Origin of the sequence: Enterocloster sp. OA13, from assembly GCF_022440595.1 — a bacterium.
Classification (GTDB): domain Bacteria; phylum Bacillota; class Clostridia; order Lachnospirales; family Lachnospiraceae; genus Enterocloster; species Enterocloster hominis.
This window is the reverse complement of the sequence record NZ_JAKNTF010000001.1, coordinates 1156726-1182709: the sequence shown is the minus strand read 5'-3', so window position 1 is coordinate 1182709 and position 25984 is coordinate 1156726. Positions and strand designations below refer to the sequence as shown.

The window sequence follows — 25984 nt, the reverse complement described above, 5'->3', positions numbered from 1 at the left end:
TCCCACCTCCTTATCCTCTGACATTGGCATAAAATGCCTCAATCTGCGCCTGTTCACTGTTTAATCCCTTTTCTTCCATCTGCACGATTGCATTCATCATGCGGCGGTAATCATGGGGAACAATCCGTTTGAACCTGGGGAGGTATTCGCTGAAATGGTCCAGTATACGCTTGCCCTTCTCTGAATTGGTATACGCCACATGCTCCTGGATCAGTCCCTTAAGTTCCAGTACATCGTATTTATTCGTCACTTCCTCAAAGGATACAAGCTCCTTGTTTAACCGTTTATACAGGCTGCGCTCCTCATCCAGCACATAGGCAATCCCGCCGCTCATACCGGCTGCAAAGTTCTTGCCCGTGGTTCCAAGCACCACCACGCATCCGCCTGTCATATACTCACAGCCATGGTCCCCCACGCCTTCCACCACAGCGGTGGCCCCGGAATTGCGCACGCAGAACCGTTCGCCTGCAATCCCGTTAATGAACGCCTTGCCGCTGGTTGCCCCGTACAGGGCCACATTTCCAATGATGATGTTGTCCTCGGCCCTGAACTGGACGCCGGTCGGCGGGTACACCACCAGCTTGCCGCCGGACAGCCCCTTTCCGAAGTAATCGTTGGAATCCCCCACCAGCTCCAGGGTAAGTCCCTTCGGTATGAAGGCTCCAAAACTCTGTCCGCCGCTTCCGTTGCAGCTGATGGTAAATGTATCCTCATCAAGCCCTTCCGGGTACTTCCTGGTGATTTCCGAGCCAAAAATGGTCCCAAGGGTACGGTTCACATTGGAGACATCCACCTGGACGCTCTTTTTCTGCCCGCTGCCAAGGGCGCTTTTCAGCTTTTTCAAGAAAACCTGTTCATCAATGGTGTCCTCCAGCTTAAAGTCAAAGGCCTGCTTCTCATGGTATCCTGCCACCTTCTGCCCTGCATAAGGATTATCCAGGATACGGCTTAAGTCCACCTTCCTGCCGCGGCCGCAGGGCGTCCCATCCTTGGTGCACAGAAGGTCCGTGCGTCCCACCAGCTCATCCACGGTGCGCACGCCCAGGGCAGCCATGTATTCCCGCAGTTCCTCTGCAATGAACTTCATGAAATGGATGACATACTCCGGTTTGCCTTTAAAACGCTTACGCAGCTCCGGGTTCTGGGTCGCAATCCCCATGGGGCAGGTATCCAGGTTGCACACGCGCATCATCACGCAGCCCATGGTCACAAGGGGAGCCGTGGCAAAACCGAACTCCTCCGCGCCCAGCATACAGGCAATGGCAACGTCCCTGCCTGTCATCAGCTTACCGTCCGTCTCAAGGATTACCTTATCGCGCAGGCCGTTCATGATCAGGGACTGGTGTGCTTCCGCCACGCCCAGTTCCCATGGAAGACCTGCATTATAGATGGAATTCCTGGGGGCCGCCCCGGTCCCGCCGTCATAAGAGGAAATCAGGATGACCTGGGCCCCTGCCTTGGCCACGCCCGCGGCCACTGTCCCAACCCCTGCCTCAGACACCAGCTTAACGGATATCCTGGCCTTTGTGTTGGAATTCTTCAAATCATATATCAGCTGGGCCAGATCCTCTATGGAATATATGTCATGATGGGGCGGCGGCGATATCAGGCTGACGCCCGTGGTTGAATGCCTTGTCTTTGCCACCCACGGATACACCTTCTTGCCGGGCAGCTGCCCGCCCTCGCCCGGCTTGGCGCCCTGGGCCATCTTAATCTGGATTTCCTGCGCGCTCACCAGGTACCGGCTGGTGACCCCGAACCGTCCCGAAGCCACCTGTTTGATGGCGGAACATCTGTTATTCTTTCCCTGGCCAGACGCCAGACGCTCCAAGCTCTCTCCGCCCTCGCCCGTGTTGGACTTGCCGTGGATCCGGTTCATGGCAACCGCCAGGCACTCATGGGCCTCCTGGGAAATGGAGCCATAGGACATGGCGCCTGTCTTAAAACGGGTCACAATGGAGTCCACGCCCTCCACCTCGTCCAGGGGAATCCCCCCGTCCCCGGGAAACTTAAAATCCATCAGGGAGCGCAGATGGTATGTCTTGTCATCCCTGTCCACCTCGGCCGTATATTCCTTAAAGGTGTCATAACTTCCGGTCCTGGCGGCTTCCTGGAGCAGATGGATGGTAAGGGGATTATACAGATGCTCCTCCTGGCCTGAACGCGACTTGTGGCTTCCCACGCTGTCCAGGGTCAGGTCCACATCCAGTCCCAGTGGGTCAAATGCAGATGAATGAAGGGTATCCACATCGCTTGCAATATCCTCCAGGGTAATGCCGCCCACGCGGCTGACCGTGTTGGTGAAATATTTGTCCACCACTTCCCTGGAAATGCCGATGGCCTCAAAAATCTGGGCGCCCTGATAGGACTGGATGGTGGAAATCCCCATCTTGGAAGCAATCTTCACGATACCGTGAAGCACCGCCATATCATAGTCCATAACCGCCGCATAATAGTCCTTATCAAGCATTCCCGATTGGATCAGGGAGCGGATGGATTCATGGGCAAGATAAGGGTTGATGGCGCATGCGCCGTATCCCAGAAGGGTTGCAAAATGATGGACCTCCCTTGGCTCCCCGCTCTCCAGTATAAGGGCAACACTGGTGCGCTTCTTGGTCCTTACCAGGTACTGCTGGAGGGCTGATACCGCAAGAAGGGAGGGGATGGGCACGTGGTTCTCATCAATATCCCGGTCGGACAGGATGATGATGTTGGCCCCGTCCTTATGGGCACGGTCCACCTCCAGGAACAGGCGGTCAATGGCCCTTTCCAGGGACGTGTTCTTGTAGTAGGTGATGGGGATTTCCTCTACCTTGAAGCCAGGCTTTTTCATGTTCTTGATCTTAAGCAGGTCTGTTTCCGTGAGGATGGGGTTCTCCACCTTGAGGATCTTGCAGTTCTCAGGCGCTTCCTCCAGGATATTGCCCTCCTCGCCCACATACACGGTGGTGGAGGTCACGATTTCCTCCCGGATTGCATCAATGGGCGGATTGGTAACCTGGGCAAACAGCTGCTTAAAGTAATTAAACAGGGGCTGGTGCTTGGCTGACAGGACTGCCAGGGGACTGTCCACACCCATGGCCGACACCGCCTCCGCCCCGTTGAGCGCCATGGGCAGGATCATGGTCTTATACTGCTCATATGTGTAGCCATAGGTTTTCTGCAGCTTCAGGCGCTGTTCCTCCTCCATGGCAGGCACGCCCTTATTGGGCACGGACAGCTCCTTAATGTCAATCAGGTTGGAATCCAGCCACTCGCCGTAAGGCTTGCGGGACGCATAATAATGCTTCAGGTGTTCGTCATCCACCAGCTCGCCCTTTTTTGTGTCCACCAGAAGCATTTTCCCGGGACGGAGGCGGTCCTTCCTCACCACCTTTGTCTGGTCAATGTCAATGGCCCCCACCTCTGAGGCAAGGATCATATACCCATCCTCCGTAATATAATACCTGGAAGGACGAAGGCCATTCCTGTCAAGCACCGCGCCCAGCACATCCCCGTCCGTAAACAGGATGGAGGCCGGGCCGTCCCATGGTTCCATCATGGTTGCGTAGTAGCGGTAAAAATCCTTAATCTCGCCGTCCATGTACTTGTCATACTCCCAGGGTGCCGGAATGGTAACCATCACGGCCAGGGCCAGGTCCATGCCGCTCATCACCATGAATTCCAGCGCATTGTCAAGCATGGCCGAGTCAGAGCCTTCCTGGCTGATGATGGGCAGCACCTTGTGCATGTCATACTTAAAATACTCCGACTCCATGTTTTCCTCACGTGCAGCCATCTTATCCGCATTGCCCCGGATGGTGTTGATTTCACCGTTATGCACGATAAATCGGTATGGATGGGCGCGCATCCAGCTGGGGTTTGTATTGGTGCTGAACCTGGAATGGACAATGGCAATGGCAGACCTGTAATCCTCATCCTGAAGGTCCGCGAAAAACCGTCTTAACTCTCCCACCAGGAACATTCCCTTATACACAATGGTACGGCTGCTCAGGGAAACCACATATGTATCCTCGTTGCTCTGTTCAAACACCCGGCGCACCACATACAGCTTCCTGTCAAAATCCAGGCCAGGCTTTACCTGGGCGGGTTTGGCCACAAAGCCCTGGGCAATATATGGCATCACTTCCACGGCCCTCTCTCCCAGGATATCCGGGGTAGTGGGGACTACCCTCCATCCCAGGAAAGCAAGGCCTTCCTTCTTCACGATGATTTCGAACATCTTCATCGCCTGGTTGCGGGCAAGCTCATCCTGGGGAAAGAAGAACATACCCACGCCATACTCCCTCTCGCCACCGATATGGATGCCCAGAGGCTGTGTCACCTTTTCAAAAAAGCGGTGGGAAATCTGAAGCATGATGCCAACGCCGTCGCCGGTCTTGCCCTCGGCGTCCTTGCCGGCCCTGTGCTCCAGATTCTCCACGATGTGGAGTGCCTGATTGACTGTCTCATGGGTCTTGATGCCTTTGATGTTGGCAACCGCCCCGATTCCGCAGTTGTCATGCTCAAAACGCGGGTCGTACAGTCCTGGTTGTTTCTGTTTGGAATCCATAAGCATACTTCCTTTCTTTTGGCGGAAGGGAGTGTCTGGGGGGACATATCCTGGGGGAACTTCCGCCTGTTTTTTATAGTGGTGATGATACTACAATTTTTTCTTTTTGTAAATAAGTTTTTATCTGTAATTGTCAGATAATTCGATAACTAATATTTCCCATGTTATATTATCTGTCATATTTTATCATTATAATAGAATTTTCATTTTTGTGCATACATATCCATCACTTTATTTCCATGCATTTTCAATGGACTTTTCATACATATTCCCTACATCTGTGATATACTTATATCGTTACGTATACACAGAAACCTGACATTTTCAGCATCCGCACCACAAAAGAGGGACTTATGAAAAAGCACATCCACATATTCGGCGCCTCCGGCTCAGGCACCACGACGATTGCAGAAAAAGTATGTGAACACACAGGCTACAGCCATTTTGACTCGGACAGCTATTTCTGGTTGCCCACCCAGGCCCCTTTTACAGTCACGCGCAGACACGAGGATTACGCGGCCCTGATGGACCGCGATTTAAACAGCAGCCCCCATTGGGTGCTCAGCGGCTCCGTGACCGGGTGGTATGATGAACTGGCATCTATATTTGATTTGGTTGTATTTGTACACGTTCCCGCGGACATACGGATAGAACGGCTAAAAAGACGGGAAGCAGAGCGGTACGGCGATGCAATCCTGCCCGGAAACAGCAGGCACCAGGCCTCTGCCGAATTCATAGAGTGGGCATCCTCCTATGATTCAGGAAGCAGGTCCGGAAGAAGCCTGGCCAAACATGAGGCGTGGCTGAAAACAGTTACATGTCCGGTACTCAGGATAGAGAACCTTGAGTTGGACAGAAGCGTGGAGTCCGTACTTCAAGCAATTAAATGCAACTGACATCAGATGTTTTATCCTCGCCTTGTTTTCTCAGGAAATGACAGGCAGCAGGAACCGTGGCAATACAGCGTCCAGGAAGTGTATCTGACCATGCATCGGACATTTCACCAAAAGAACCCAATAGAAAAAGCGGTATGGCAGATTCAATGCCATACCGCAGTAATATATAATCCTAAATATAACCTTCAAAATAATCCTACATCTAAGCTTACATCTCACCCAGTCCGCTCTCAATTGCCTCGGTCAGGGTCTTCATAGCCTCTTCTTCGTCCTCGCCATCGCAGATCAGATTAATCTCAGTTCCGCTCTTAATACCGGCTGCCATAACATTCAGTACGCTCTTAGCGATGATTTTCTTCTCCCCACACTCAATCGTAATATCGCTCTTGAACTTCATGGCTGTCTGGGACAGGACTCCTGCTGGTCTTAAGTGTAAACCGGATGGATTAATAACTGTTAATGTTTTACTGATCATAATACACTCTCCTTATTCACTATTTTATACTCATTTGAAAGAATATCCCATGATACGGACATACTCCCAGGACACCGTCTTGCGCAATGTCTCCTATGAAAGATTCTATTACATCTGCCTGTCTATGTCAAGTTAATCGGGAAAATCCTAAGCAACTTTTTCACAATCCAGAAGACGCCTGTAACCTGCTTTCCATACGGACGGATCAAGAACGGCCGGACGCCTCTGCCGCTTCCCTGCGCGCCCTGGCCTCTGCCTGGGAATACACGCAGCCACAGTAATCCTGGCGGTAAAGGCCATATTCCCCTGACAGCTCCACGGAACGCTTGTATCCGTTTTTCTTCTTAAAATCAGATACCAGATATGGCACGCCATATAGGGCCGACATCCTCTGGCCGATTTCATTAAGCCTGGCTGCATTTTTCATGGGGCTGATGGAAAGGGTGGTGGTAAAATAGTCATAACCGCCTTCCTTTGCCATTACGGCAGCATGTTCCAGGCGCAGCTCAAAGCACTTAACACAGCGCTCCCCGCCCTCCGGCACCTTCTCATACCCTTTGACAGCCGCGTAAAAATCTTCCGGCACATATTCCCCTGCCATGAACCGGACCGGACCAGGAACCTTCATTTCCCCTATAAGGCGTTCCTGCTCCCTTACCCGTGCCTCATACTCCTTTTCCGGGGCAATGTTGGGATTATAGTAATACACCGTGATATCAAAGTATTGGGACAGGTATTCCAGGACATAGCTGCTGCACGGCGCACAGCAGCTGTGCAGCAGCAGGCTGGGCCTTTTCCCTTCCCGCTTAAATCCTTCCATCAGCCCTTCCATCTCTTTTTGATAATTCCGTTTCTGACCGTCCTGCGCCATCCCTGGCCTCCTTATGACTTAATCCGGTTCCGCTCCCCCGGAACACATCCAGACAAACCTGCAAAGTACGCGTACACCAGAAAAAGAGGCCGCCTGCCAAACGACCTCTCCACCCTGACCTACCTATCAATTACAGGAAATCCCTGATTCTCTTGCTTCTGACCGGATTGCGCAGCTTGCGCAATGCCTTGGCCTCAATCTGGCGGATACGCTCCCTGGTAACATTGAACTCCTTGCCCACTTCCTCCAGGGTACGGGGATGCCCGTCCTCCAGTCCGAACCTGAGTACAATGACCTGGCGCTCCCTCTCCTTAAGATCGCCCAGAAGTGCATCGATATGCTCGCGGAGCATGACGGATTCCACGTTGCCTTCCGGTGTCACCACATTATTGTCAGCCACAAAATCGCCCAGGTTGGAATCATCCTCTTCACCAATCGGTGTCTCCAGTGATGCCGGTTCCCTGGCAATCTGCATGATTTCCATAACCTTGTCCTCGGTCATGTCCAGAGCCTCTGCCAGCTCTGTCACCGACGGCTCATAGCCAAGTTCCAGGGTAAGCTTCCTCTGCATCTTGGACATCTTATTAATCGTCTCAACCATATGCACTGGTACGCGGATGGTCCTCGCCTGATCTGCCAATGCCCTTGTAACCGACTGGCGGATCCACCATGTTGCATATGTACTTAGCTTATAACCTTTTGTATAGTCAAATTTTTCCACGCCCTTAATCAGGCCCAGATTGCCTTCCTGGACCAGATCCAGGAAACTCATCCCTCTGCCGGTATAACGCTTTGCAATGCTGACCACAAGACGTAAGTTGGCCTCGATAAGCCTCTCCTTGGCATAATCATCGCCGTCAGCCTTGCGCTGGGCCAGGTTTAATTCCTCGTCTGCCGTAAGAAGGGGCACTGTGCCGATTTCTTTGAGATACATGCGGACCGGGTCTTCTGTACCGATACCCTCCAACAGATCCACTGCATCCAGGTCGATTTCTTCCTCTTCTGCATCTTTAATGAAGCTGTCGTCGTCTAAATCCAGGTCTAAATCAATGTCATCAAGCAGAACAGTGTCCTCGGTAAGCATCGCTTCGTCCAGTACGGGAACAACGTCAATATTACGGTTCTCCAGGTAACTGTAAATTTGGTCCATCTGTTCCGGTGACAGGTTATCCCCGGTAAAAAAATCATTAATCTCCCCTGCATCCAGCGTGTTGTGCTTGGATTTTGCATGTTCGACCAGCTTTTCCAGCTTCTTTAAAAAATCGTCCTTTTCCACTGATAAACGTCCTTTCGCTTAAAGGTAAATGTGGAGACTCCCACAACTTATCATTATATACCACTCGCCACTGTATTTCAACATATTTCGACATTTTATTTATTTTTTAAGGAGTATCCGTATCCGTTCCTTCAAATTTCCAATATTTACCTCTGTCCTGGTGCCGCCGTACTCGCCGTCCAGTACCCAGTCAACGCCCCATTCCGAGGTCAGGCGGATGGACGCTGTCTTAAACTTATATACGTATTCATTGGGTTCTTCCTTCAGGAACATATAGGAAACAATATTGCTAAGGTCCACCGGGGTCCTGGGCATGCGGATGAGCAGGACCTCAAACATGCCGTCGTTAAGGGCCACGGACTGGTTCACCAGCCCCTTGAATCCCCCCACGCTCCTGGTGTTGGTCACCATCCCAAAAGCAAAGTCCTCCTCCAGCACCTGGTCATCCCATTCCACCTTCATGTGATAGGGCTTTATTCCGGCCAGGCTTTTAACCCCCTCCAGCATATAGGCCTGGTGTCCCAGCAGGTTCTTCCTGTCCTGGGAGGTAAGGTAGGACACTTCCGTAAATGCCCCAAAGGCCGCAATATACATGAAATACCTGTCATGGCAGAAGGTTCCGATATCAATGGCAAAGGGCATGCCCTCCACAATATCTGCCGCTGCCTGGGGCATCCTTTTGGGGATTTCCAGACTGGATGCAAAATCATTGGTGGAACCGGCAGGAATGTATCCCAGCATGGGGAGTTTCTTAAGCTTCATCATTCCGGTCACGGTCTCGTTCAAGGTGCCGTCCCCGCCGCTGCACACCACCACGTCCACGCGGTTGCCGTATCTGGCAACAACCTCCACCGCGTCAGACTGTTTCTGGGTCACATGGACGCGGATTTCATAGCCCGCCCTGGTGAAGATATCCAGGATTTCCATCAGATGACCTTTAATCTGCTCCTTGCCGGAACGGGGATTAAAAACAAACAGCATTTTTTTCATCCATCATTCCTCCTTTTCATTGTAACCAATTTTGACAAACTTATCCAACCAATGCCGTGTAGGCCTGAAATGCATTGGGAATGGCATAGGAGGAAGCCAGCTGTTCCCTGGAAACAAAGAACCAGTCCCCGGCCGCAGCCTCATCCGCCACACCTTTTCTCTCTTCCCGTCCGCCAGGAAACACCGGATCCGCGGCAGCCTCATCCACCACCACCCTATATCCTGTCATATGCCATTCCACATGGGAAAACACATGCTTTGCAGCGGGAAGCGGGGTAACGGCCTTTATGCATCCGGGATTCATTCCCAATACCGCAGGTATCTCATCCGCATCCGGATGGCCGCAGGCATTGGGAAACTCATAAAGCCCTGCCAGAAGCCCGTTCATGGGACGCTTGTGGATTGCCACCTTATCCTGATATTCTATGATGAAAACGGTCCTTTCCTCGATTTTCCTCGCCTTGTTTGGAGATTTATAAGGGATTTCCTTCCACCATCCATTCCTGCGCGTCAGGCACACGGATGCCAGCGGACATTCACCGCACCTGGGTTCCCCTCCCGGGATACAGACCAAAGCCCCTATCTCAATCAGCCCCTGGTTATAGCGGCTGGCATCCCCGGAGGGCATGACGGCCTTCAGTTCCTGTTCCATCCCTGCCTTTACCGAAGCCTTCCTGATGTCCCCCCGGTCCCCCAGCACCCGCGAGATGACCCTGAGCACATTGCCGTCCACTGCCGGCATGGGAATCCCGAAGGCAATGGATGCAATGGCCCCTGCGGTGTAACTTCCGATTCCGGGAAGCTTTATCAGTTCCTCAAAGGATGCAGGAAGGCAGCCGCCGTATTCTTCCATCACCATCCGGGCCGCTGCCTTAAGGTTCCTGGCCCGGTTATAGTACCCAAGGCCTTCCCACATTTTCATAAGGTAATCATCCTCCGCTCCGGCCAGGTCCCGGACCTCAGGGAATGCTTTCATAAAACGCTCAAAATACGGCTTCACTGCCTCCACCCTGGTCTGCTGCAGCATGATTTCCGATATCCATACCCGGTAAGGCTTCGGGTCGTCCCTCCAGGGCAGGGAACGTGCCCTGCTGCCATACCAGGCCAGCAGCGGCTTTTCCATGGCCTTAAGACGTTCCTCCCTGCCAAGGGGGGCCTGCTCCCGCTCCATGACCTGGAGGCCGTCATACAAATGCGCTGTATCAAATATATCCATAAATACCTCTTACCGACACCTCCCCGGATATGACAGGCACCACCGTACCGTCCTTTTTCCTCACAAGAAGGCTTCCTTCATCGTCAATTCCCAGGGCCGTACCTTCATACTGTCCCCTGGGGTCCAACACCAGTACCTCCCGGCCCGTATTGGCCAGTTCCCTGTTATACTCCTCCTTCAGACGCGACATGTCACACGTCTCAAGGAAAATATCATAATAAGTCTCAAATGCCTCGGCCACCGCCCGGATCACAGGGCTGCGCTTGACGCTTTTTCCCAGTTCCATCTTTAAGGAAGTTGCCTTGTCACGGATTTCTTTGGGAAATTCATCAATATTGACATTAATCCCAATTCCGGTTATCACATAACGGATGGACTCATCCTCCGTGCTCATCTCCGTAAGGATCCCGCATATCTTCCTGCCTGCCAGCACGGCGTCATTGGGCCACTTAATCATGGCATCCAGCCCCGTGCTCTCCTTCACGCCCCGTACCACCGCCATTCCGGCAATCAGGGTGAGCATGGATGCATGGACAGGGGCAATGTCAGGACGCAGCACCATGCTCATCCATATTCCCACGCCCCTGGGTGATGTCCAGAGCCTGCCCCGGCGTCCTTTTCCCGAGGACTGGCTGTCAGCAACCACCAGGGTGCCGTGGGGCGCCCCTTCCTCGGCAAACTTCCTGGCCCTTGTATTGGTGGAATCCGTTTCATCAAAATATTCCAGCCTGTTCCCAATCCAGCCTGTTTTCAGTATGGATTTAAGCTCAGCCTGGGTAATCACATCCGCATCCTCCACAAGGCGGTATCCCCTGTTGCGGACAGCTTCAATTATATAACCTTCTTCCCTTAAATCATTGACGGCCTTCCACACGGCTGTGCGGGAGACCCCCAAATGTTCACATAGCTGCTGGCCGGAAAGGTAACCGCCCGTGGCCCTCAGCATGTTTAAAATCTCCGACTTCATCTGCCACCTCTTTTATGTGGGAAGGTCTGTTCCCGGTATTACGCCCAGATACTGATGGCGCTTAAGATGCCAAGGACAGCCAGTCCCACGGCTAGCGCCAGCTGCAATATGCCCTGGCGGCGTTTCTTCTTATCCCGTCCCCAGGTCTTACATTCAAATACACCGCTTACAGCGTTTAATAATGCTGCCAGCAAAAACACCAGAGGGAACAGCATATGGTTTCCCTCCGGGTTAATGAATGACAGCACGGCAAGGATTATAATCGCAATCCCCAGTATCAGGTGGGCCATGTCCAGGAATATCCCGGCATGGCGCTCACCCCTTCCTCTTTGCCCATGCATATGTGCTATTCTCCTAACGTTGCCAACATTACAGCCTTGATGGTATGCATCCTGTTCTCAGCCTCATCAAACACAACGGACTGGCTGGATTCAAATACCTCGTCTGTTACTTCCAGTTCCGATACGTTAAAGCGCGTTCCCATCTCATGGCCAATCTTGGTCTTCAGGTCATGGAAGGAAGGCAGGCAGTGGAGGAAAATGGCCTTGGGTCCGGCATTATCCATAACAGCCTTTGTCACCTTGTAGGGGGTCAGTTCCTCTATACGCTCTTCCCAAACCTCGTCCGGCTCTCCCATGGAAACCCACACGTCCGTATCTATCACATCCGCTCCCTTGGTTGCGGTCATCACATCCTCCGTCAGGGTGATGGAACCGCCGCTTTCCTTTGCAAATGCCTCACATTCCGCCACAAGTGCCTTGTCGGGGAAATACTTGGCCGGCGCACATGCAACAAAGTGCATACCCATCTTTGCGCAGGCAATCATCAGGGAGTTACCCATATTATAGCGCGCATCGCCCATATACACAAGCTTTACGCCTTTCAAATGTCCCAGGTGCTCGCGGATGGTGAGAAGGTCTGCCAGCATCTGGGTGGGATGGTCCTCATTGGTAAGGCCGTTCCACACAGGCACTCCTGCGTATTTCGCCAGCTCCTCCACAATCTCCTGGCCGAACCCGCGGTACTCAATCCCCTCATACATCCGTCCCAGGACCCTTGCGGTATCCGCGATGCTCTCCTTCTTGCCGATCTGGGAACCGGACGGGTCCAGATAGGTGGTACCCATGCCCAGGTCATGGGCCGCAACCTCAAATGCGCAGCGGGTCCTGGTGCTGGTCTTCTCAAATATCAGGGCCACATTCTTTCCCTTAAGCGTATCTGTCAGGACTCCCTTTTTCTTTTTCTCCTTCAATTCCGCTGAAAGGTCCAGCAGGTATGTAATCTCCTCCGGTGTATAATCTTTCAGCGTTAAAAAATGTCTTCCCTTTAAATTCATAATGTCCTCCGTCTCCCACCACTGCATATGGCTGTATTCTATTAATATTTATGCATCTTTATGCATAATATACTACACCTGCGGGCTGCTGTCAAGAGTGGGAATCAATGCTTTCAGCGCAGCGCTCCCCGCTTTTCTGTGAATCAGGTTCAGAAGTTCATCCACCGTATAAATTTTAAAGCGGCTGATACGGTACTGTTTTGCCAGGTCCTCCAGCAGGGAAAGATACAGTTCCCTGTAATCCCATCCGTCCTTAAGCTTCAGTTCCTTTGCCAGCTGCGGGAAAATCCTTTCCGTATACACCCGGTAGCCCGGCAGTTCATCGGACTGGGCCGTATCCCCCTGACCGCTGCGGCCTGTAGCTGGATATTCAGGCTTCAGATAGGACAAAAGGCAGGGAATCTCCGACATCATCTTATCAAAATAATAAGGTTCGCCCTCCGGCGCGTCAATATAATATACCCGGCCCGCCAGACCGTAAAGCATGCGCTTGCCGTCAAAGTAGCCCAGCAGCATGTTCCTCCTGGCCCGTTTCCTGTCAAACTCCAATATCCCGCCAAGGTCCTGCCTGGGCGCCACATGGTACAGGTTCACGTCCTCAGGAACTTCCAGCTTTTTCTCCGTATCAATGCCGTATCCATAGATGCGCAGCACGATGATATCCTTATATCCTTTATCTATCAGCACATCCACAGGCACGTTGTTGATACCCCCGCCGTCCATATAGTATTTGCCCCCCAGCTTTTCCTGGCGGAAACCGATTAAATATGCACTGGCCATGAGCATGTCGCCAATGGTCCCCTCCGGCGCCTCCTTTACATTGGCGATTAAAGGCTGTCGGTCTGAAAGGGAATAGGTGACCACGTAAAGCTCCCTGTCCGAGTTCCTGATTTTCTCCTCGTCCACCACATCCTCAATCAGTCCCTTTAAGGGGGCAATGTCAAATCCGCCGTCCTTGAGGATCCGCTTGATTCCGGATATAAGCTCCCCCACATTCAGGGATGTGATGCTGGAAATCCTGCGGAGGCTGAACTTCTTAAGCCGCTCCATCATTTCATCATCCACATCCATCACCCTGGAGTAGCGGATATTTTCCCATATGCGCTCTGCCTTCTTAAAATCATCCATACAGATAAGGGCGCCGTTCAAAGCGCCCACCGAGGTGCCTGCCGCACCCTTTATCCTGATCCCGGCCTCCCGGAGGGCGCGCCATGCGCCTACCTGATAGGCGCCCTTGGCCCCGCCGCCCTCCAGTACAATGCCGTATTCCCTGTTTAAATCCAGCTGAAGTTTCATGATTTCTGCCCGTCCTTTACGTGTCTGCCCATCAAGAATGCCACTGGCCGTATAAGAATCAGCGTAAGGAATGATACTGCCACAAACCCCGCCAGCTGCTGTTCCATGGAACCGCCCGTAAGGGCCACCGCAAAGGCCCCCAGCGCACCCACTGCAAACCACAGCGAGGTAAGGCAGCAAAATACCATCTCCACGCCCATGAACACCAGAAATGATACAAGCCATCCAAGTGATGCCATGCATTGTCCTCCTTCCTGTGGGCGTCTATGGCATAGCCGGCCTACCCTTTCCGGTTCCTGCGCTGTCTTGCAGCCTCAAACATGAGGACGGACGCGGCAACCGCCGCATTCAGGGATTCCACCCTGCCCGCCATCGGAATCTTCACATAGCAGTCAGCCATGGCCGCTGTCCCGTCTGTCAGCCCGCCTGCCTCGTTGCCGATCAAAAAGCCCACATTGTCAGTATAATCTTCCTGGTCATAATTATTCATTCCCTTTAAATGAGCCGCAAACAGACGCACACCGCTGTCTTTCATAGTCTGGCATGCCTGGCGGATATCATCCACACAGACAAACGGCATCCTGCATATGGACCCCATGGTGGAACGGATGACTTTGGGATTATAGATGTCCGTGGTTTCACGGTTCATCACGATTCCTGTAATGCCGGCGCCTTCCGCGGCCCTTACGATGGTTCCGAGGTTTCCGGGATCCTGAATGGTTTCCAGAACCATGATTGCCAGCTTTCCATTCCGGGGAGCCTTCAGTATATCCTCCAGCGTGTATGTTTTCTGTCTGGCCACGGCCAGAACGCCCTGGGGTGTCTGGGTATCTGCCATCACTTTCATGACCACATCCGTTACTATCTCAAACCGGAATCCATCCATCCACTTACGGTTCTCCCGGTCGCCTGCAAAACCTTCTGTTACATAGAGGATTTCCGTGTCCTTTATCGAAAGCTCCCGGCACATGCGCAGTCCTTCCGCCACATACACGCCTTCCTCCCTGCGCGCCTTTGCCCTGTTCCTTAAATTCACCACACGCTTTACCTGTTTATTGGCCGTGCTGTTTATCATAATTTTTCTCCTGTATCTGTTATTTCCTGATCATCCACGCTCTAGCCCAGTTTCTCCAGCTCCTCCAGCCAAAGCCTGCTGCATGCATCGCTGGGCATACGCAGGTCCCCTCTGGGGGACACTGCCACAGAACCCACCTTGGGTCCGTCCGGCAGGCAGGAACGCTTAAACTGCTGGCTGAAAAACCTCCGGTAGAATACCTTCATCCACTTCAGTATGATTCCATTGTCATACTGCCCCCTGAATGCCTGTACCGCCATGCGGTAGATTTTGGACGGGGCATAGCCGTACCGCAGGATATAATATAAATAGAAGTCATGAAGTTCATAAGGCCCGACCAGATCCTCTGTCTTCTGGGAAATCTTTCCGTCCTCAGGCGGCAGCAGCTCCGGGCTGACCGGGGTGTCCAGCACATCCAAAAGCACATCTGCCAGTTCTTTCTCCCGGCAGGTATCCGCATAGTAGCGGACCAGGTGGCGCACCAGTGTCTTTGGCACGGACGCATTCACACCGTACATGGACATATGGTCGCCGTTGTAGGTGGCCCAGCCCAGCGCCAGTTCCGACATATCCCCGGTACCGATCACAAGCCCTCCCACCTGGTTGGCAATATCCATAAGGACCTGGGTCCTTTCCCTGGCCTGGCTGTTCTCATAGGTCACGTCGTGGTTGTCCATGTCCTGTCCGATATCCGTAAAATGCTGGCTCACGGCCTGGCGGATATTGATTTCCCTAAGTTCAGCCCCAACCTTGGCCGCCATGGCGCAGGCGTTGTTGTAGGTCCGGTCCGTGGTCCCAAAGCACGGCATGGTGATGCAGTGGATATTGGTCCGCGGTAATTTAAGCGCGTCAAAGGCCCGGACAGTCACAAGCAGGGCCAGCGTGGAATCCAGGCCGCCGGAAAGGCCCACCACCGCGTGCTGGCTGTCCGTGTGCTCCAGACGCTTTTTAAGCCCCATTGCCTGGATGGACAGGATTTCCTCACAGCGGCGGCTGCGCTGTCTCTCATCCCCCGGCACAAAGGGAGCCGGGTCAATGAAGCGCAGGACATCCCTGCCGGATTCTTTCAGGCCGTCTGCCTGGACGGTCTGGGCGTTTGCATTGACAGCGCTGTCAAGGGACAGTTCAAAATCCACAATCATGTATCCGCCCTCCCTGCGGGCTTCTTCCGGGGCAGGAAAGGTGCTCATGCGCCTGCGCTCGCTGTCCAGGCGCTCCATATCCAGGTCGGCACAGATGCTTTCATTGGTAAACCGCCTGGATTCCACCAGACAGGTGCCATTCTCAGCGATTATGTTCTGGCCGCCGAATACCAGGTCCTGGGTGGACTCGCCTTCGCCTGCATTGGCATAGACATAGCCGCATACAAGCCTGGCGGACTGGCTGCAGATCAGTTCATGGCGGTACACGTCCTTGCCCGTTGTCTCATCGCTGGCGGAACAGTTGACAATAACGGTTGCGCCTGCCAGTGAGTGGCGGATGCTGGGCGGGCAGGGTACCCATACGTCCTCGCAGATCTCCACCGCGATTGTAAGGTCCCTGAGATTACTGCACCGGAAGAGAAGGTTCATGCCCATAGGGACCTGTCCGCCTTCCCATGATACGAATACCGGGCGCTCATTGCCAGGACAGAAATGGCGGGCTTCGTAAAATTCCGAATAATTGGGAAGGTTCTTCTTGGGGATGATGCCCAGAAGCTTCCCTCTGTGGATGGCTGCGGCTGCGTTGTAGAGCTTGCCGTCCCGCTCCCAGGGCATACCGATGAATGCCAGGATATCCTTATCCCTGCTGGCTTTGATGATGCGGGAAAGCTGTTCCCTGGCCTTTGCAAGCAGGGATGTCTGGAAAAACAGGTCGCTGCAGGTATAGGCCGTAAGGCAGAGCTCCGGGAATACCATGAGTTTCACGCCCCTGCTTGCGCCCTGGTTGATTAGTTCTATGATCTGCTGTGCATTATATTCCGGGTCAGCTACCTTGACTTTGGGAGTGACTGCTGCTGCCCTGATGAATCCGTCTTTCATGTTTTGGCCTCCGTGTTTTTTTGTGGGGTAGGCGCTTTGGTTTTTAGGGGTACTGGGTCCGCCGGTCCGCCATGCACCCCGATTCCGCTACGCTCCATCGGGGATTGCGGGCTTCGCCCTCTAAAATAAGCCAATACAGGATTTCTTTATGTATAGCACAACAGAAATCCTTCTTTGCCTTATTTTGCATGGCTCATTGCCTACGCGGACATTATACCATAATTTTTTCCCTCAAGATACCCCCTATTCTTGCCTGTTGGAAGACAATTACATTTACTTTTTTCCTCATATGAGGTACAATTTTTGAAAATATGCTGTTTTTAGGAGTGATATGATGATAAATGAATTTTCCAGAACTGAGATGCTTCTAGGCGGGGATGGCATGGGACGGCTTAGGGATTCTGCTGTTGTTGTTTTTGGTATCGGCGGGGTTGGGTCACATGCGGCGGAGGCTTTGGCCAGGTGCGGGGTCGGCTGCCTGGTGCTGGTTGATAACGATGTGGTTTCGCTTACCAACATCAACCGGCAGAGCATTGCCCTCCACAGTACCATCGGACGCCCGAAGACACTTGTGATGAAGGAGAAAATCGCTGACATGTGCCCGGACACCCTGGTGATTACCAGCGAACAGTTCGTGCTCCCCCATAACCTGGACGCGCTCTTTGAATCCATCATGGAACAGCTCCCTCCTTCCAAGTCCATTGCCTGCATCCTGGACGCCATCGACACCGTGACAGCCAAGCTGGCCCTGGCATCCTATGCCCGGGAACACGGCATCCCCATCATCGCTTCCATGGGCACCGGCAATAAACTCCATCCGGAGCTGCTCCGCATATCCGATATCTCGGCCACCTCCGTCTGCCCCCTGTGCCGTATCATGCGTAAGGAGTTAAAGGCCAGGGACATCAGGAACCTGAAGGTCTGCTGGTCCCCGGAACAGCCCCTGACACCCGGGCCATCCGGGGAGGATACAGGCAGCCGCCGCGCAACCCCCGGAAGCATATCCTTTGTGCCTCCTGTGGCCGGTCTTCTGATGGCAGGGGAAATTGTCCGGGATATATGCGGGATTTCATGACCCCCATCCGCCAGACGGCAGGATATGTTTCAAAATCCATTCCGGCGTCAGGGCGCCCCTACTCAAGGGGTGCCCTGTAAAACCTTCCCACAAACTGCTGGGTCCTCAGCACGTTGATGATCACGTGCTCATCCGCGCCCTGCATCACATGGATGGCGTCATTTACCTCATACGCGGAAAGGACCGTGTTCAACAGATACATTTTCTTCTTACTATAACCTCCCATTGCCTCCACACAGGACATGCCGTGGCGGAAATGCCCGATATATGCCTCCACCACCTCAGGCCCTTTCATGGTCGTGACCTGAAGGGTGACCAGTTCATATCTGTGGTGGAACGCGGATATCATCCTGGTGGAAATGAACTGGAAGATGATGGAATATCCGGCATGCTTCCAGCCAAATATGGCGCCGTAAAAGCAGTACATCACCGCATTGCCAAAGAATACATAGCTCCAGATGGACTGCCCTGTCCTGTTGGATACAAAAAGGGCAATAAAATCAGTGCCCCCGCTGGAAGCATTGCCCCTGAGGGCAATCACGATGGCACATCCAAAAATAACCCCGCCGAATATCACATTAAGCACTTCGTCGGTAAATATGGGCGTAAAGTTAAATACCTGCAGGAAAATACTGCTTAAAAATACCTGCACCAGGGAAAACACAGTGAATCTTATGCTGATTCCCTTGCAGCACATAAGGGCCACCGGAATATTCAGGGCTACCATGGTTATCTGCATGGGGATGTCCACTCCCCACAGTCCTCCCAGGCGCTCCACCAGCATGGCAATACCGGTAAATCCTCCGGAGATGATGCCCGCCGGGCGGACAAACACCTGGAGGGCATAGGTCTGTATCAGCGCTGAAATGATCACAGCCGCCAGTGTGATGCCAAGTCTTACCCGCCTGTCCTTTTTCCATTTATTAATGAAGTCCGAACTACGTCTGATCCATTTCATAAAGTTCTCCCGCTCCCATTATCTGCCTTTATTTTATCCCCTCTCCCTAATGATCAGGCCATTTCCCAATCATCATCAAATCACATAATTATCCTTCATGTTCCTGCGCCACTGCACCAGGTCCTCCAGCGTATAACGGTCCACAACGCCGCTGATGGCCTCGTCCAGCTCCCTCCACAGCCTGAGGGTCACACAGTCCATCTGCCTTGTGCAGGGATTCTCGCCGCCGCTCAGGCAGTCCACGGGCGCCAGGCTTCCCTCGGTCACCCTGAGTATCATTCCCACCGTGTATTCTGCTGCCGGCTTAGCCAGATAATAACCGCCCTGGTTCCCGCGGATGCTGCGCACATAGCCGGCCCTGGACAGGATGGAGATGATCTGCTCCAGGTATTTGCCGGAAATCCCCTGGCGGTTTGCTATATCCTTAATCTTAACCGGCTCCCCGTCCCCGTGTATGGCCAGGTCCACCATGGTGCGCAGGGCATAACGTCCTTTTGTTGATACTAACATGTATATTCACGTCCTTTTGGTTTAGTGTTTGTAGATGCGGTGAAAATTATCCATATATGATTATCATACTATTCCTGTAGGAAATATGTCAATAGAAACTTATCCCATGTATGAATAGACCGGCACCATTTCAGGGAAACATAAGCATGTTGATACAGAACATATTGCATGACTGAAATTCAGAATGGAGGATTGACATGAAAACAGACTTGAACCAGGAACCTGTATTTCTCACTGATAAGAACCGCATCGTGGTGTTAGAAGCCCTGTGCAGCGCCCCGAATGCAGCCCTTCCCGATACCTGCAGGCCATTTGAAGTACTGGAGCCGGTCATGGCGGAAGGCGCCAGCGAAAAGCATCTTCCGGTGGTGGAGACAGAGGGGCTTCACGTAACCGTGAAGGTGGGTGAGATATTCCATCCCATGGACGGCGGACACAACATCGGCTGGGTCTGCCTGGTCACAAAGGCCGGCTGCACCATGCGCGTCTGCTTAACCCCGTCCTGTGAACCGGTGGCGCACTTTACATTGGAAAAAGGAGATTCGCCCAGGGCCGCTTACGCCTACTGCAACCTTCATGGATTATGGAAAACGGAAATCCAGGCTTAAGGCGGACCTGAACGGGAAGCCAGGCTTAAGGCGGATCCGAACGGGAAGCCTTGGATAAATCCGGCATATAAGACCGGATAAACAAAAAAAGGGAGCTGCCCTTCCCCCACAGAAGGCAGCTCTCAGTCACGATCAAAACCGTCACACTATTAGTTTATCTGGCATCCCCATACCAAACAAAAACCCGTAAGGCACTCCTTTGTGCTTCTTACATGGACACTATACCACCCTTTCCATGATTTGTCAACGATTTTTGTGCACATTAGCAAAAAGCGTTCCCCTGTCAGCTTCTTTTTATATAAATTTCTCCCATTTGTCTTTACTCTAAAGACAAATGTACTTATGTATAATAACATTTACTCAGTGCATACTAACTTTATGCAATTTTTTCATCTGAAGTCGCGCAGAAAGGAATAAACAATGGAATTTTCCCAAAATTTAAAAGACAATATCACCCACCTTCACGAAAAGCTGAATGTCCAGACGAATTTTGATGTGGTATACCGTATTGTCCACATCGGAGGCCGCGAGGCCTGCCTATATTTTATAGATGGATTTACGAAGGATGATTCCCTCTTAAAAATCCTCCAGGTCTTCTCCACCATTAAGCCGGAGGACATGCCAAAGGACGCCCACGCCTTCTCCAAACAGTATGTCCCATATGGGGAAATCGGCCTGCTGTCCAATGAAACGGACATGATTACCCAGCTTCTGTCCGGCGTATCCTGTCTGTTTATTGACGGCTTTGACAAATGTATCACCATCGACTGCCGCACCTACCCTTCCAGGGGGGTAAGCGAGCCTGAGAAGGATAAGGTCATGCGTGGTTCCAGGGACGGCTTTGTGGAAACCCTGATTTTCAACACGGCCCTGATCCGCCGCCGTATCCGCGACCCAAAGCTTACCATGGAAATCATGTCCGCAGGCGAAAGCTCCCACACCGACATCGCCATCTGCTACATGGAAAACCGGGTGGATAAACAGCTTCTGAAGAAAATAAAGGACCGGATTAAGGACCTGAAGGTGGATGCCCTGACCATGAACCAGGAAAGTCTGGCAGAGTGCATTTTCCCGTATAAATGGTTCAATCCATTTCCCAAGTTTAAATTTTCAGAGCGCCCGGACACGGCCGCCGCATCGGTCCTGGAGGGAAATATCATCATACTGGTGGACAACTCCCCTTCAGCCATGATCCTTCCCTCCTCCGTGTTCGACATCATCGAGGAGGCGGATGACTACTACTTCCCGCCTGTAACAGGAACCTACCTGCGTTTATCCAGGATGACCATCTCCGTCCTGGCCCTGATGCTGACCCCCACATGGCTCCTGTTCATGCAGAATCCTGCCTATATCCCGGACTGGCTGGCATTCATACGCGTGTCCGACCCACTGAACGTGCCCCTTATATGGCAGCTGCTCATACTGGAATTTGCCATTGACGGCCTGCGGCTGGCAGCGGTGAATACCCCCAGCATGCTAACCACCCCGCTGAGTGTGATTGCAGGTATCGTGCTTGGGGAATATGCGGTGAAATCCGGATGGTTTAACAGTGAGACCATGCTGTACATGGCATTCGTGACGATTGCCAATTATTCCCAGGCCAGTTTTGAACTGGGCTATGCCATGAAGTTCATGCGTGTGATTATATTGATACTGACCGCTGTCTTTAATGTATGGGGATATATCATCGGCACGGTAATCGCCATCTGTGCCATTGTATTTAACAAGACCATTGCAGGAAAGAGTTATGTGTACCCCCTGATTCCCTTCAGTCTTAACGAGTTAAGGAAACGGTTCCTCAGGGGCCGTCTCCCCCACACTGAGAAATAGGAATCCTGCGGCAGGAAAAAGCACCGCCATACTTGTATACAGGTATGGCGGTTGTTCATTTTGCAGGTCTATATCCCTGCGGATACATAATATAATCTTACTATACAGGAGGAGGCGTGATTATGAAAATAGTAATTGTAGGAGGCGGATGGGCCGGCTGTGCGGCCAGCGCCCAGGCAGCCAAAAACGGTGCCAGCGTAACCCTGTTGGAGCGCACGGACTCCCTGCTTGGAACAGGTCTGGTAGGCGGTATCATACGCAACAACGGCCGTTTCACGGCCACGGAGGAGATGGCTGCCATGGGCGGGGACGATATGTTCCGGGCCATTGACACATGCCTGCGCCACAAATGCATTTCCTTTCCGGGCCATCAGCACGCCGACCTGTATGATATAATAAAAACGCCCGTGGCAGTAGAACAGCGGCTGCTTCAGCTGGGCGTTTCCATACACAGGCAATCCAGGGTGGCCAGCGCAGACTTATCCGGGGACAATACCACAATCCTGTCCGTCCGTGACGACAGTGGCAACTGTTATGAGGCCGACGGGTTCATCGACGCCACGGGAACCGCCGGGCCTATGAACAACTGCAGGCAATATGGAAACGGATGTGCCATGTGCGTGCTGCGCTGCCCCAGCTTCGGCGGGCGCATCAGCCTTTGCGGCCTTACCGGGCTTACCGAACTTAAGGCGGCAGCCCATGACGGCTCATATGGGGCCATGAGCGGGTCCTGCAAGCTGTTCAAGGAATCCCTGTCCCCCGAAATCATAAAAGCCCTGGATGAAAATGGAGTGGCCGTCATCCCCCTTCCCCGGGAACTCAGGGAAAACCATCTTTCCATCAAGGCCTGCCAGCAATATGCCCTGGATGAATTTGCCGAAAACATCATCCTGCTGGACACCGGACACGCCAAAATGATGACTCCCTATTACCCTCTGGAAAAGCTTCATCAGATTCCGGGATTTGAATGCGCCCGTTATGAAGACCCGTATGCAGGCGGGAAAGGCAACTCCATGCGCTATCTTGCCATGTGTAGGCGGAGCAACAGCCTGAAGGTGGACCAGCGGGCCAACCTGTTCTGTGCCGGTGAAAAGGCGGGGCTTCTGGTGGGCCACACAGAAGCCATTGTCACTGGCGTCCTGGCCGGGCATAACATGGTGCAGTTCCTCTCCGGCCGTCCCCTCCTTGAATTCCCCCGGGAACTGGCCGTGGGCGAGGCCATTGCATGGGTTAGGGAACAAATGGAAACGCCGGAAGGCCTGAGGGAAAAATATACATTTTCCGGCTCCTGCCTGTTCCGGCGCATGAACGACCTGGGGCTATATTCCATTGATAAAGGGTATATCCATAAAAAGGTGGAGGACCTGGGGCTGGCCGGTATTTTCGCCTGAATCACCAGTGCAGCATGGTTCTGTATAGCAGGATTTTTTCTCCATCCTTTTCACGGATTTACACAAAATCCTGGCGCATGGGGTTAAAGATATCCAGGAGGATACCTGCCTCAAGGCATACGCATCCATGTTCCACCCCATCCAGCTTCAGCATGGTGTCTCCGGCCTTTACAATCTTTTTCTCACCTTCAATATCAAACTCAAATTCACCGCTTACAACGTATGTGATCTGGGTGTGGGGATGATGGTGAAGGCTGCCCACCGCGCCTTTCTCAAATGTATTCTCCACACACATCAGATCCTTGCTGTAAGCCAGGACCCTTCTCACAACTCCCGGTCCAGCCTGGACTGCTTCTGCATTTTCATGAAATACCCATCTCTCATCTAACATATCCATGTACTCCTTTTCCCTGATTTCATCTTCAAAGTCCAGTTCATTATAACACAGGATTTTTTGTCTGTACAGACTGGCCCTGTGCGCAAACCCATCCTCCCCATCCTCCCCACAGTCAAAGGACCTCAAACTCGCAGTTAAGCACGCACTGGTACGCCTCCTCCTTCGTCCTGCACCGGACTAAATCGTGGATCAGGGAGGTTGTCTTCACCATGCGCATCAGGGTCACCACTGCCGGTATATGTTCCCTGGAGTCGCGGCTGGCCAGGCAGAATATGACATTGGCCTTCTTATCCCCGAATTCCACTGGTTTTCCTGTTACCAGAAGGCTTAAGCTGGTCTTCCTGATTCCCTCTGCGCCTTTTCCGTGAAGCAGTGCAAAGGACCCGTCGGAAACAGCATAAAAGCCCTGTTCTTCTATGAACCCTATCATGTTGGATACATAGGACTCCTCAATGAATCCCCGCCTAAGCAGAGGCCCTGCACTCAAGCGCACCGCCTCCCTCCAGTCCGCGGCCTCTTCTGCCAGTTCAATGCAGTCATACTTCAGGAAGCTACTGAAATTCCTGGGGTTATGGAACACCTGGGCGGTCTGGTAACCCAGTTCCTTCTTCACCACATCCATCACCCTGGCCCGCGTTGCCTCATCCAGGAACCCAAGCTTTTCCTCAATGGAATAATAGCTTGAAAGGATTGCCTTCCTGGAGATTCCAAGCCCCTCTATGGCAGCCCTGTCCTCCTGCTGCAGGATGGGGCTCACTGTTATGCACGGCTTTGGCAGGCTGTTATTCACCTTAATGGTTGACAAAACATAATCAATGGCAGCCCAGTCAGGGTAGGAGGACAGCTTATAGATAGGAAGGGTGTCCATGATGTGGATCTGGTATTCGCTGAGCAGCGCCTCCTTTAACATGGTAGTGGTGCCGTAACCGTGCCCGCACACCAGAAGCACCTTCTTGTAGGGCGCTGTCTTCATCCTCCGGATGCTGGCCATGAAGCAGATGGTCAGATACACCAGCTCATCCGCATTGCCCAGCTGGTCAAGGGTCTCCACCTCGCTGCAGGCCTGGGTCACCACATTGTAAAGCTGCTGCTCCTTCGGACCCAGAAGGGAAACCACGTTATCCTTGATGCTTACATGATTATTAATCCTCTGTATCAGGGGAATCATGTGGTTTAGCAGCCCTTCCACCAGGGAACTGTCCTTGTCAAAGGGCATGTTCAGCCGTTTTGACATGGAGGAAATCAGGGAAAATGTCACTGCCTGGGCGTGGACCGGGTCCACCTCCCCCTTTCCTCCTGCAATCTTATTGGTGAAATCAAACATTTTCGCCATCATGGCAATATAATCCCCTGATACCGGCCTGCCTATGATTACCTCCAGGTCCTTCCCAAACCTGCCGTAAACCTCCCTGTCATAGCCGGGCATCACCGAGATATCCAGGGGATAGACCTTGTCATGCAGTACATACCATATAAGCACCACCACATTGGACATGTACCACAGGTAGGAACTGCTGGTCAGGGTACAGCCCAGATCCTCCAGTAATCCGTCCACCGCCATGACCACATTGGGAATGGAAATGCCCTCAAACGCCTTATGTATGATATGGATACAGTAAAATTCATAGGAATTGTATTCCGTAAAAGGATTAATCAGGTACTCAATGTATTTCCTGAACTCCTGGTTCATCAGGGTGGTCCGCTTAAGCTTTGGGCCGGAAAGGTAAAAATGTCCGGAATACCCGATACCCATCCCATCCTTCTTAAGTTCCTCATCCAGGGCCGCCATATCATTCTTCACCGTTGTCCTGGACACCCTGAACTGCTGGCTCAGCTGGTTTATCTTAAGGTCCTCGCTGCGTATCATCAGGATCAGCAGCAGGATGGACATGCGTTCCCGGCTGGTATATACCACCTCATTGCCGTCCTCCAGTCCCTTTAAGTCCAGGTTCCTGGGATACACCAGTACGCCCTTGGAGTGTTTTTCAATCTCCGGCAGGTGTTCCAGGGACAGGATATCGTTAATCCGGTCCACATCATACCGCACGCTCCGCTCCGATACCCCCAAATCCCTGGCCGCCGCCTTATAGGTGGATTCCCCCTGTTCCTTAAGATAGCGGATGATATTAAGCATTCTCCCATTAAACATAATCTTCTTCTCCTGTACGGCGCCTGCCTGTTCCTTTACCGGACGCCCTGACTGCCATGCCCCATATGGATACACGGACAAGAGGAGCGCTCCCC

The 25984-nt window shown here is 52.6% G+C and carries 22 protein-coding genes; 5 read left to right on the top strand and 17 right to left on the bottom strand.

What is annotated here, in order from left to right; translation table 11 throughout:
* Window positions 1-10 precede the first annotated feature (10 nt).
* On the bottom strand, window positions 11-4552 hold the full coding sequence (gene gltB / locus MCJ35_RS05145; protein WP_008722819.1) for a glutamate synthase large subunit: 4542 nt from the start codon (window positions 4550-4552) through the stop codon (window positions 11-13).
* A gap of 353 nt (window positions 4553-4905) precedes the next feature.
* Between gltB and MCJ35_RS05140 the strand changes: the two genes are divergently transcribed.
* Window positions 4906-5448: an AAA family ATPase gene (locus MCJ35_RS05140; protein ID WP_025482639.1), complete on the top strand. Its 543-nt coding sequence runs from the start codon at window positions 4906-4908 to the stop codon at window positions 5446-5448.
* A gap of 208 nt (window positions 5449-5656) precedes the next feature.
* Here the strand turns inward: MCJ35_RS05140 and MCJ35_RS05135 are convergent, their stop codons facing one another.
* The 12 genes from MCJ35_RS05135 to MCJ35_RS05080 form a co-directional block, all read right to left on the bottom strand.
* Window positions 5657-5923 (bottom strand): HPr family phosphocarrier protein, encoded by a 267-nt coding sequence (locus tag MCJ35_RS05135; RefSeq protein WP_008722810.1) that lies wholly within the window; start codon window positions 5921-5923, stop codon window positions 5657-5659.
* 205 nt (window positions 5924-6128) lie between these two features.
* A complete protein-coding gene (locus MCJ35_RS05130; RefSeq protein WP_025482640.1) occupies window positions 6129-6794 on the bottom strand; it encodes an epoxyqueuosine reductase QueH in 666 nt (221 codons plus the stop codon).
* A gap of 130 nt (window positions 6795-6924) precedes the next feature.
* On the bottom strand, window positions 6925-8070 hold the full coding sequence (gene rpoD / locus MCJ35_RS05125; RefSeq protein ID WP_007870074.1) for an RNA polymerase sigma factor RpoD: 1146 nt from the start codon (window positions 8068-8070) through the stop codon (window positions 6925-6927).
* 99 nt (window positions 8071-8169) lie between these two features.
* Window positions 8170-9060 (bottom strand): diacylglycerol/lipid kinase family protein, encoded by an 891-nt coding sequence (locus tag MCJ35_RS05120; protein WP_008722807.1) that lies wholly within the window; start codon window positions 9058-9060, stop codon window positions 8170-8172.
* Window positions 9061-9100: 40 nt separating this feature from the next.
* Window positions 9101-10276 carry an A/G-specific adenine glycosylase gene (mutY, locus tag MCJ35_RS05115; RefSeq protein WP_025482643.1) on the bottom strand — a complete coding sequence of 392 codons (1176 nt, stop codon included), beginning with the start codon at window positions 10274-10276 and terminating at the stop codon, window positions 9101-9103.
* Window positions 10263-11243: a biotin--[acetyl-CoA-carboxylase] ligase gene (locus tag MCJ35_RS05110; protein ID WP_025482644.1), complete on the bottom strand. Its 981-nt coding sequence runs from the start codon at window positions 11241-11243 to the stop codon at window positions 10263-10265. Before MCJ35_RS05110 ends, mutY begins: the two co-directional genes overlap by 14 nt.
* A gap of 38 nt (window positions 11244-11281) precedes the next feature.
* On the bottom strand, window positions 11282-11584 hold the full coding sequence (locus tag MCJ35_RS05105) for a DUF6637 family protein (RefSeq protein WP_008722804.1): 303 nt from the start codon (window positions 11582-11584) through the stop codon (window positions 11282-11284).
* A gap of 5 nt (window positions 11585-11589) precedes the next feature.
* Window positions 11590-12579, bottom strand: a complete 990-nt coding sequence (argF, locus tag MCJ35_RS05100) for an ornithine carbamoyltransferase (RefSeq protein WP_025482646.1) — start codon at window positions 12577-12579, stop codon at window positions 11590-11592.
* A 72-nt stretch (window positions 12580-12651) separates the two neighbouring features.
* Window positions 12652-13875, bottom strand: coding sequence for a patatin-like phospholipase family protein (locus tag MCJ35_RS05095; RefSeq protein ID WP_240299382.1), 1224 nt, complete (start codon window positions 13873-13875; stop codon window positions 12652-12654).
* A complete protein-coding gene (locus tag MCJ35_RS05090) occupies window positions 13872-14114 on the bottom strand; it encodes an NfeD family protein (RefSeq protein WP_025482648.1) in 243 nt (80 codons plus the stop codon). The genes MCJ35_RS05095 and MCJ35_RS05090 overlap by 4 nt, the downstream gene beginning before the upstream one ends.
* 41 nt (window positions 14115-14155) lie before the next feature.
* Entirely contained in the window at window positions 14156-14950 is a 795-nt protein-coding gene (locus MCJ35_RS05085; RefSeq protein WP_008722800.1) for a TrmH family RNA methyltransferase, read from the bottom strand.
* Window positions 14951-14991: 41 nt separating this feature from the next.
* Window positions 14992-16971 (bottom strand): NAD(+) synthase, encoded by a 1980-nt coding sequence (locus MCJ35_RS05080; protein WP_240299381.1) that lies wholly within the window; start codon window positions 16969-16971, stop codon window positions 14992-14994.
* A 334-nt stretch (window positions 16972-17305) separates the two neighbouring features.
* Between MCJ35_RS05080 and MCJ35_RS05075 the strand changes: the two genes are divergently transcribed.
* Window positions 17306-18046, top strand: coding sequence for a ThiF family adenylyltransferase (locus MCJ35_RS05075; RefSeq protein WP_025482649.1), 741 nt, complete (start codon window positions 17306-17308; stop codon window positions 18044-18046).
* Between the two features lie 58 nt (window positions 18047-18104).
* Here MCJ35_RS05075 and MCJ35_RS05070 read toward each other — a convergent pair whose 3' ends face one another.
* A complete protein-coding gene (locus MCJ35_RS05070; protein WP_008722795.1) occupies window positions 18105-19004 on the bottom strand; it encodes a YitT family protein in 900 nt (299 codons plus the stop codon).
* A gap of 75 nt (window positions 19005-19079) precedes the next feature.
* Entirely contained in the window at window positions 19080-19514 is a 435-nt protein-coding gene (locus MCJ35_RS05065; RefSeq protein ID WP_008722793.1) for an RrF2 family transcriptional regulator, read from the bottom strand.
* A gap of 209 nt (window positions 19515-19723) precedes the next feature.
* Between MCJ35_RS05065 and MCJ35_RS05060 the strand changes: the two genes are divergently transcribed.
* From MCJ35_RS05060 to MCJ35_RS05050, 3 genes are all read left to right on the top strand, one after another.
* Entirely contained in the window at window positions 19724-20122 is a 399-nt protein-coding gene (locus MCJ35_RS05060) for a desulfoferrodoxin family protein (protein ID WP_008722791.1), read from the top strand.
* 420 nt (window positions 20123-20542) lie between these two features.
* Entirely contained in the window at window positions 20543-21952 is a 1410-nt protein-coding gene (locus tag MCJ35_RS05055; RefSeq protein ID WP_008722785.1) for a spore germination protein, read from the top strand.
* 122 nt (window positions 21953-22074) lie between these two features.
* Window positions 22075-23343 carry an FAD-dependent oxidoreductase gene (locus MCJ35_RS05050; protein WP_240299380.1) on the top strand — a complete coding sequence of 423 codons (1269 nt, stop codon included), beginning with the start codon at window positions 22075-22077 and terminating at the stop codon, window positions 23341-23343.
* Between the two features lie 58 nt (window positions 23344-23401).
* On the opposite strand, the gene MCJ35_RS05045 is transcribed toward MCJ35_RS05050, so the two are convergent.
* Window positions 23402-23734 (bottom strand): cupin domain-containing protein, encoded by a 333-nt coding sequence (locus MCJ35_RS05045; protein WP_025482653.1) that lies wholly within the window; start codon window positions 23732-23734, stop codon window positions 23402-23404.
* Between the two features lie 118 nt (window positions 23735-23852).
* On the bottom strand, window positions 23853-25889 hold the full coding sequence (locus MCJ35_RS05040; protein WP_025482655.1) for a BglG family transcription antiterminator: 2037 nt from the start codon (window positions 25887-25889) through the stop codon (window positions 23853-23855).
* Window positions 25890-25984: the final 95 nt, after the last annotated feature.

What these genes read in the sequence shown, in the direction of transcription:
- MCJ35_RS05075 (WP_025482649.1), top strand. Translation starts at nt 17,306, where the DNA reads ATGATAAATGAATTTTCCAGAACTGAGATGCTTCTAGGCGGGGATGGC.
- gltB (WP_008722819.1), bottom strand. Translation starts at nt 4,552, where the DNA reads ATGGATTCCAAACAGAAACAACCAGGACTGTACGACCCGCGTTTTGAG.
- MCJ35_RS05105 (WP_008722804.1), bottom strand. Translation starts at nt 11,584, where the DNA reads ATGCATGGGCAAAGAGGAAGGGGTGAGCGCCATGCCGGGATATTCCTG.
- MCJ35_RS05135 (WP_008722810.1), bottom strand. Translation starts at nt 5,923, where the DNA reads ATGATCAGTAAAACATTAACAGTTATTAATCCATCCGGTTTACACTTA.
- argF (WP_025482646.1), bottom strand. Translation starts at nt 12,579, where the DNA reads ATGAATTTAAAGGGAAGACATTTTTTAACGCTGAAAGATTATACACCG.
- MCJ35_RS05110 (WP_025482644.1), bottom strand. Translation starts at nt 11,243, where the DNA reads ATGAAGTCGGAGATTTTAAACATGCTGAGGGCCACGGGCGGTTACCTT.
- MCJ35_RS05055 (WP_008722785.1), top strand. Translation starts at nt 20,543, where the DNA reads ATGGAATTTTCCCAAAATTTAAAAGACAATATCACCCACCTTCACGAA.
- MCJ35_RS05070 (WP_008722795.1), bottom strand. Translation starts at nt 19,004, where the DNA reads ATGAAATGGATCAGACGTAGTTCGGACTTCATTAATAAATGGAAAAAG.
- MCJ35_RS05090 (WP_025482648.1), bottom strand. Translation starts at nt 14,114, where the DNA reads ATGGCATCACTTGGATGGCTTGTATCATTTCTGGTGTTCATGGGCGTG.
- MCJ35_RS05120 (WP_008722807.1), bottom strand. Translation starts at nt 9,060, where the DNA reads ATGAAAAAAATGCTGTTTGTTTTTAATCCCCGTTCCGGCAAGGAGCAG.
- MCJ35_RS05040 (WP_025482655.1), bottom strand. Translation starts at nt 25,889, where the DNA reads ATGTTTAATGGGAGAATGCTTAATATCATCCGCTATCTTAAGGAACAG.
- MCJ35_RS05065 (WP_008722793.1), bottom strand. Translation starts at nt 19,514, where the DNA reads ATGTTAGTATCAACAAAAGGACGTTATGCCCTGCGCACCATGGTGGAC.
- MCJ35_RS05085 (WP_008722800.1), bottom strand. Translation starts at nt 14,950, where the DNA reads ATGATAAACAGCACGGCCAATAAACAGGTAAAGCGTGTGGTGAATTTA.
- MCJ35_RS05050 (WP_240299380.1), top strand. Translation starts at nt 22,075, where the DNA reads ATGAAAATAGTAATTGTAGGAGGCGGATGGGCCGGCTGTGCGGCCAGC.
- MCJ35_RS05095 (WP_240299382.1), bottom strand. Translation starts at nt 13,875, where the DNA reads ATGAAACTTCAGCTGGATTTAAACAGGGAATACGGCATTGTACTGGAG.
- MCJ35_RS05080 (WP_240299381.1), bottom strand. Translation starts at nt 16,971, where the DNA reads ATGAAAGACGGATTCATCAGGGCAGCAGCAGTCACTCCCAAAGTCAAG.
- MCJ35_RS05130 (WP_025482640.1), bottom strand. Translation starts at nt 6,794, where the DNA reads ATGGCGCAGGACGGTCAGAAACGGAATTATCAAAAAGAGATGGAAGGG.
- mutY (WP_025482643.1), bottom strand. Translation starts at nt 10,276, where the DNA reads ATGGATATATTTGATACAGCGCATTTGTATGACGGCCTCCAGGTCATG.
- MCJ35_RS05045 (WP_025482653.1), bottom strand. Translation starts at nt 23,734, where the DNA reads ATGTTAGATGAGAGATGGGTATTTCATGAAAATGCAGAAGCAGTCCAG.
- MCJ35_RS05140 (WP_025482639.1), top strand. Translation starts at nt 4,906, where the DNA reads ATGAAAAAGCACATCCACATATTCGGCGCCTCCGGCTCAGGCACCACG.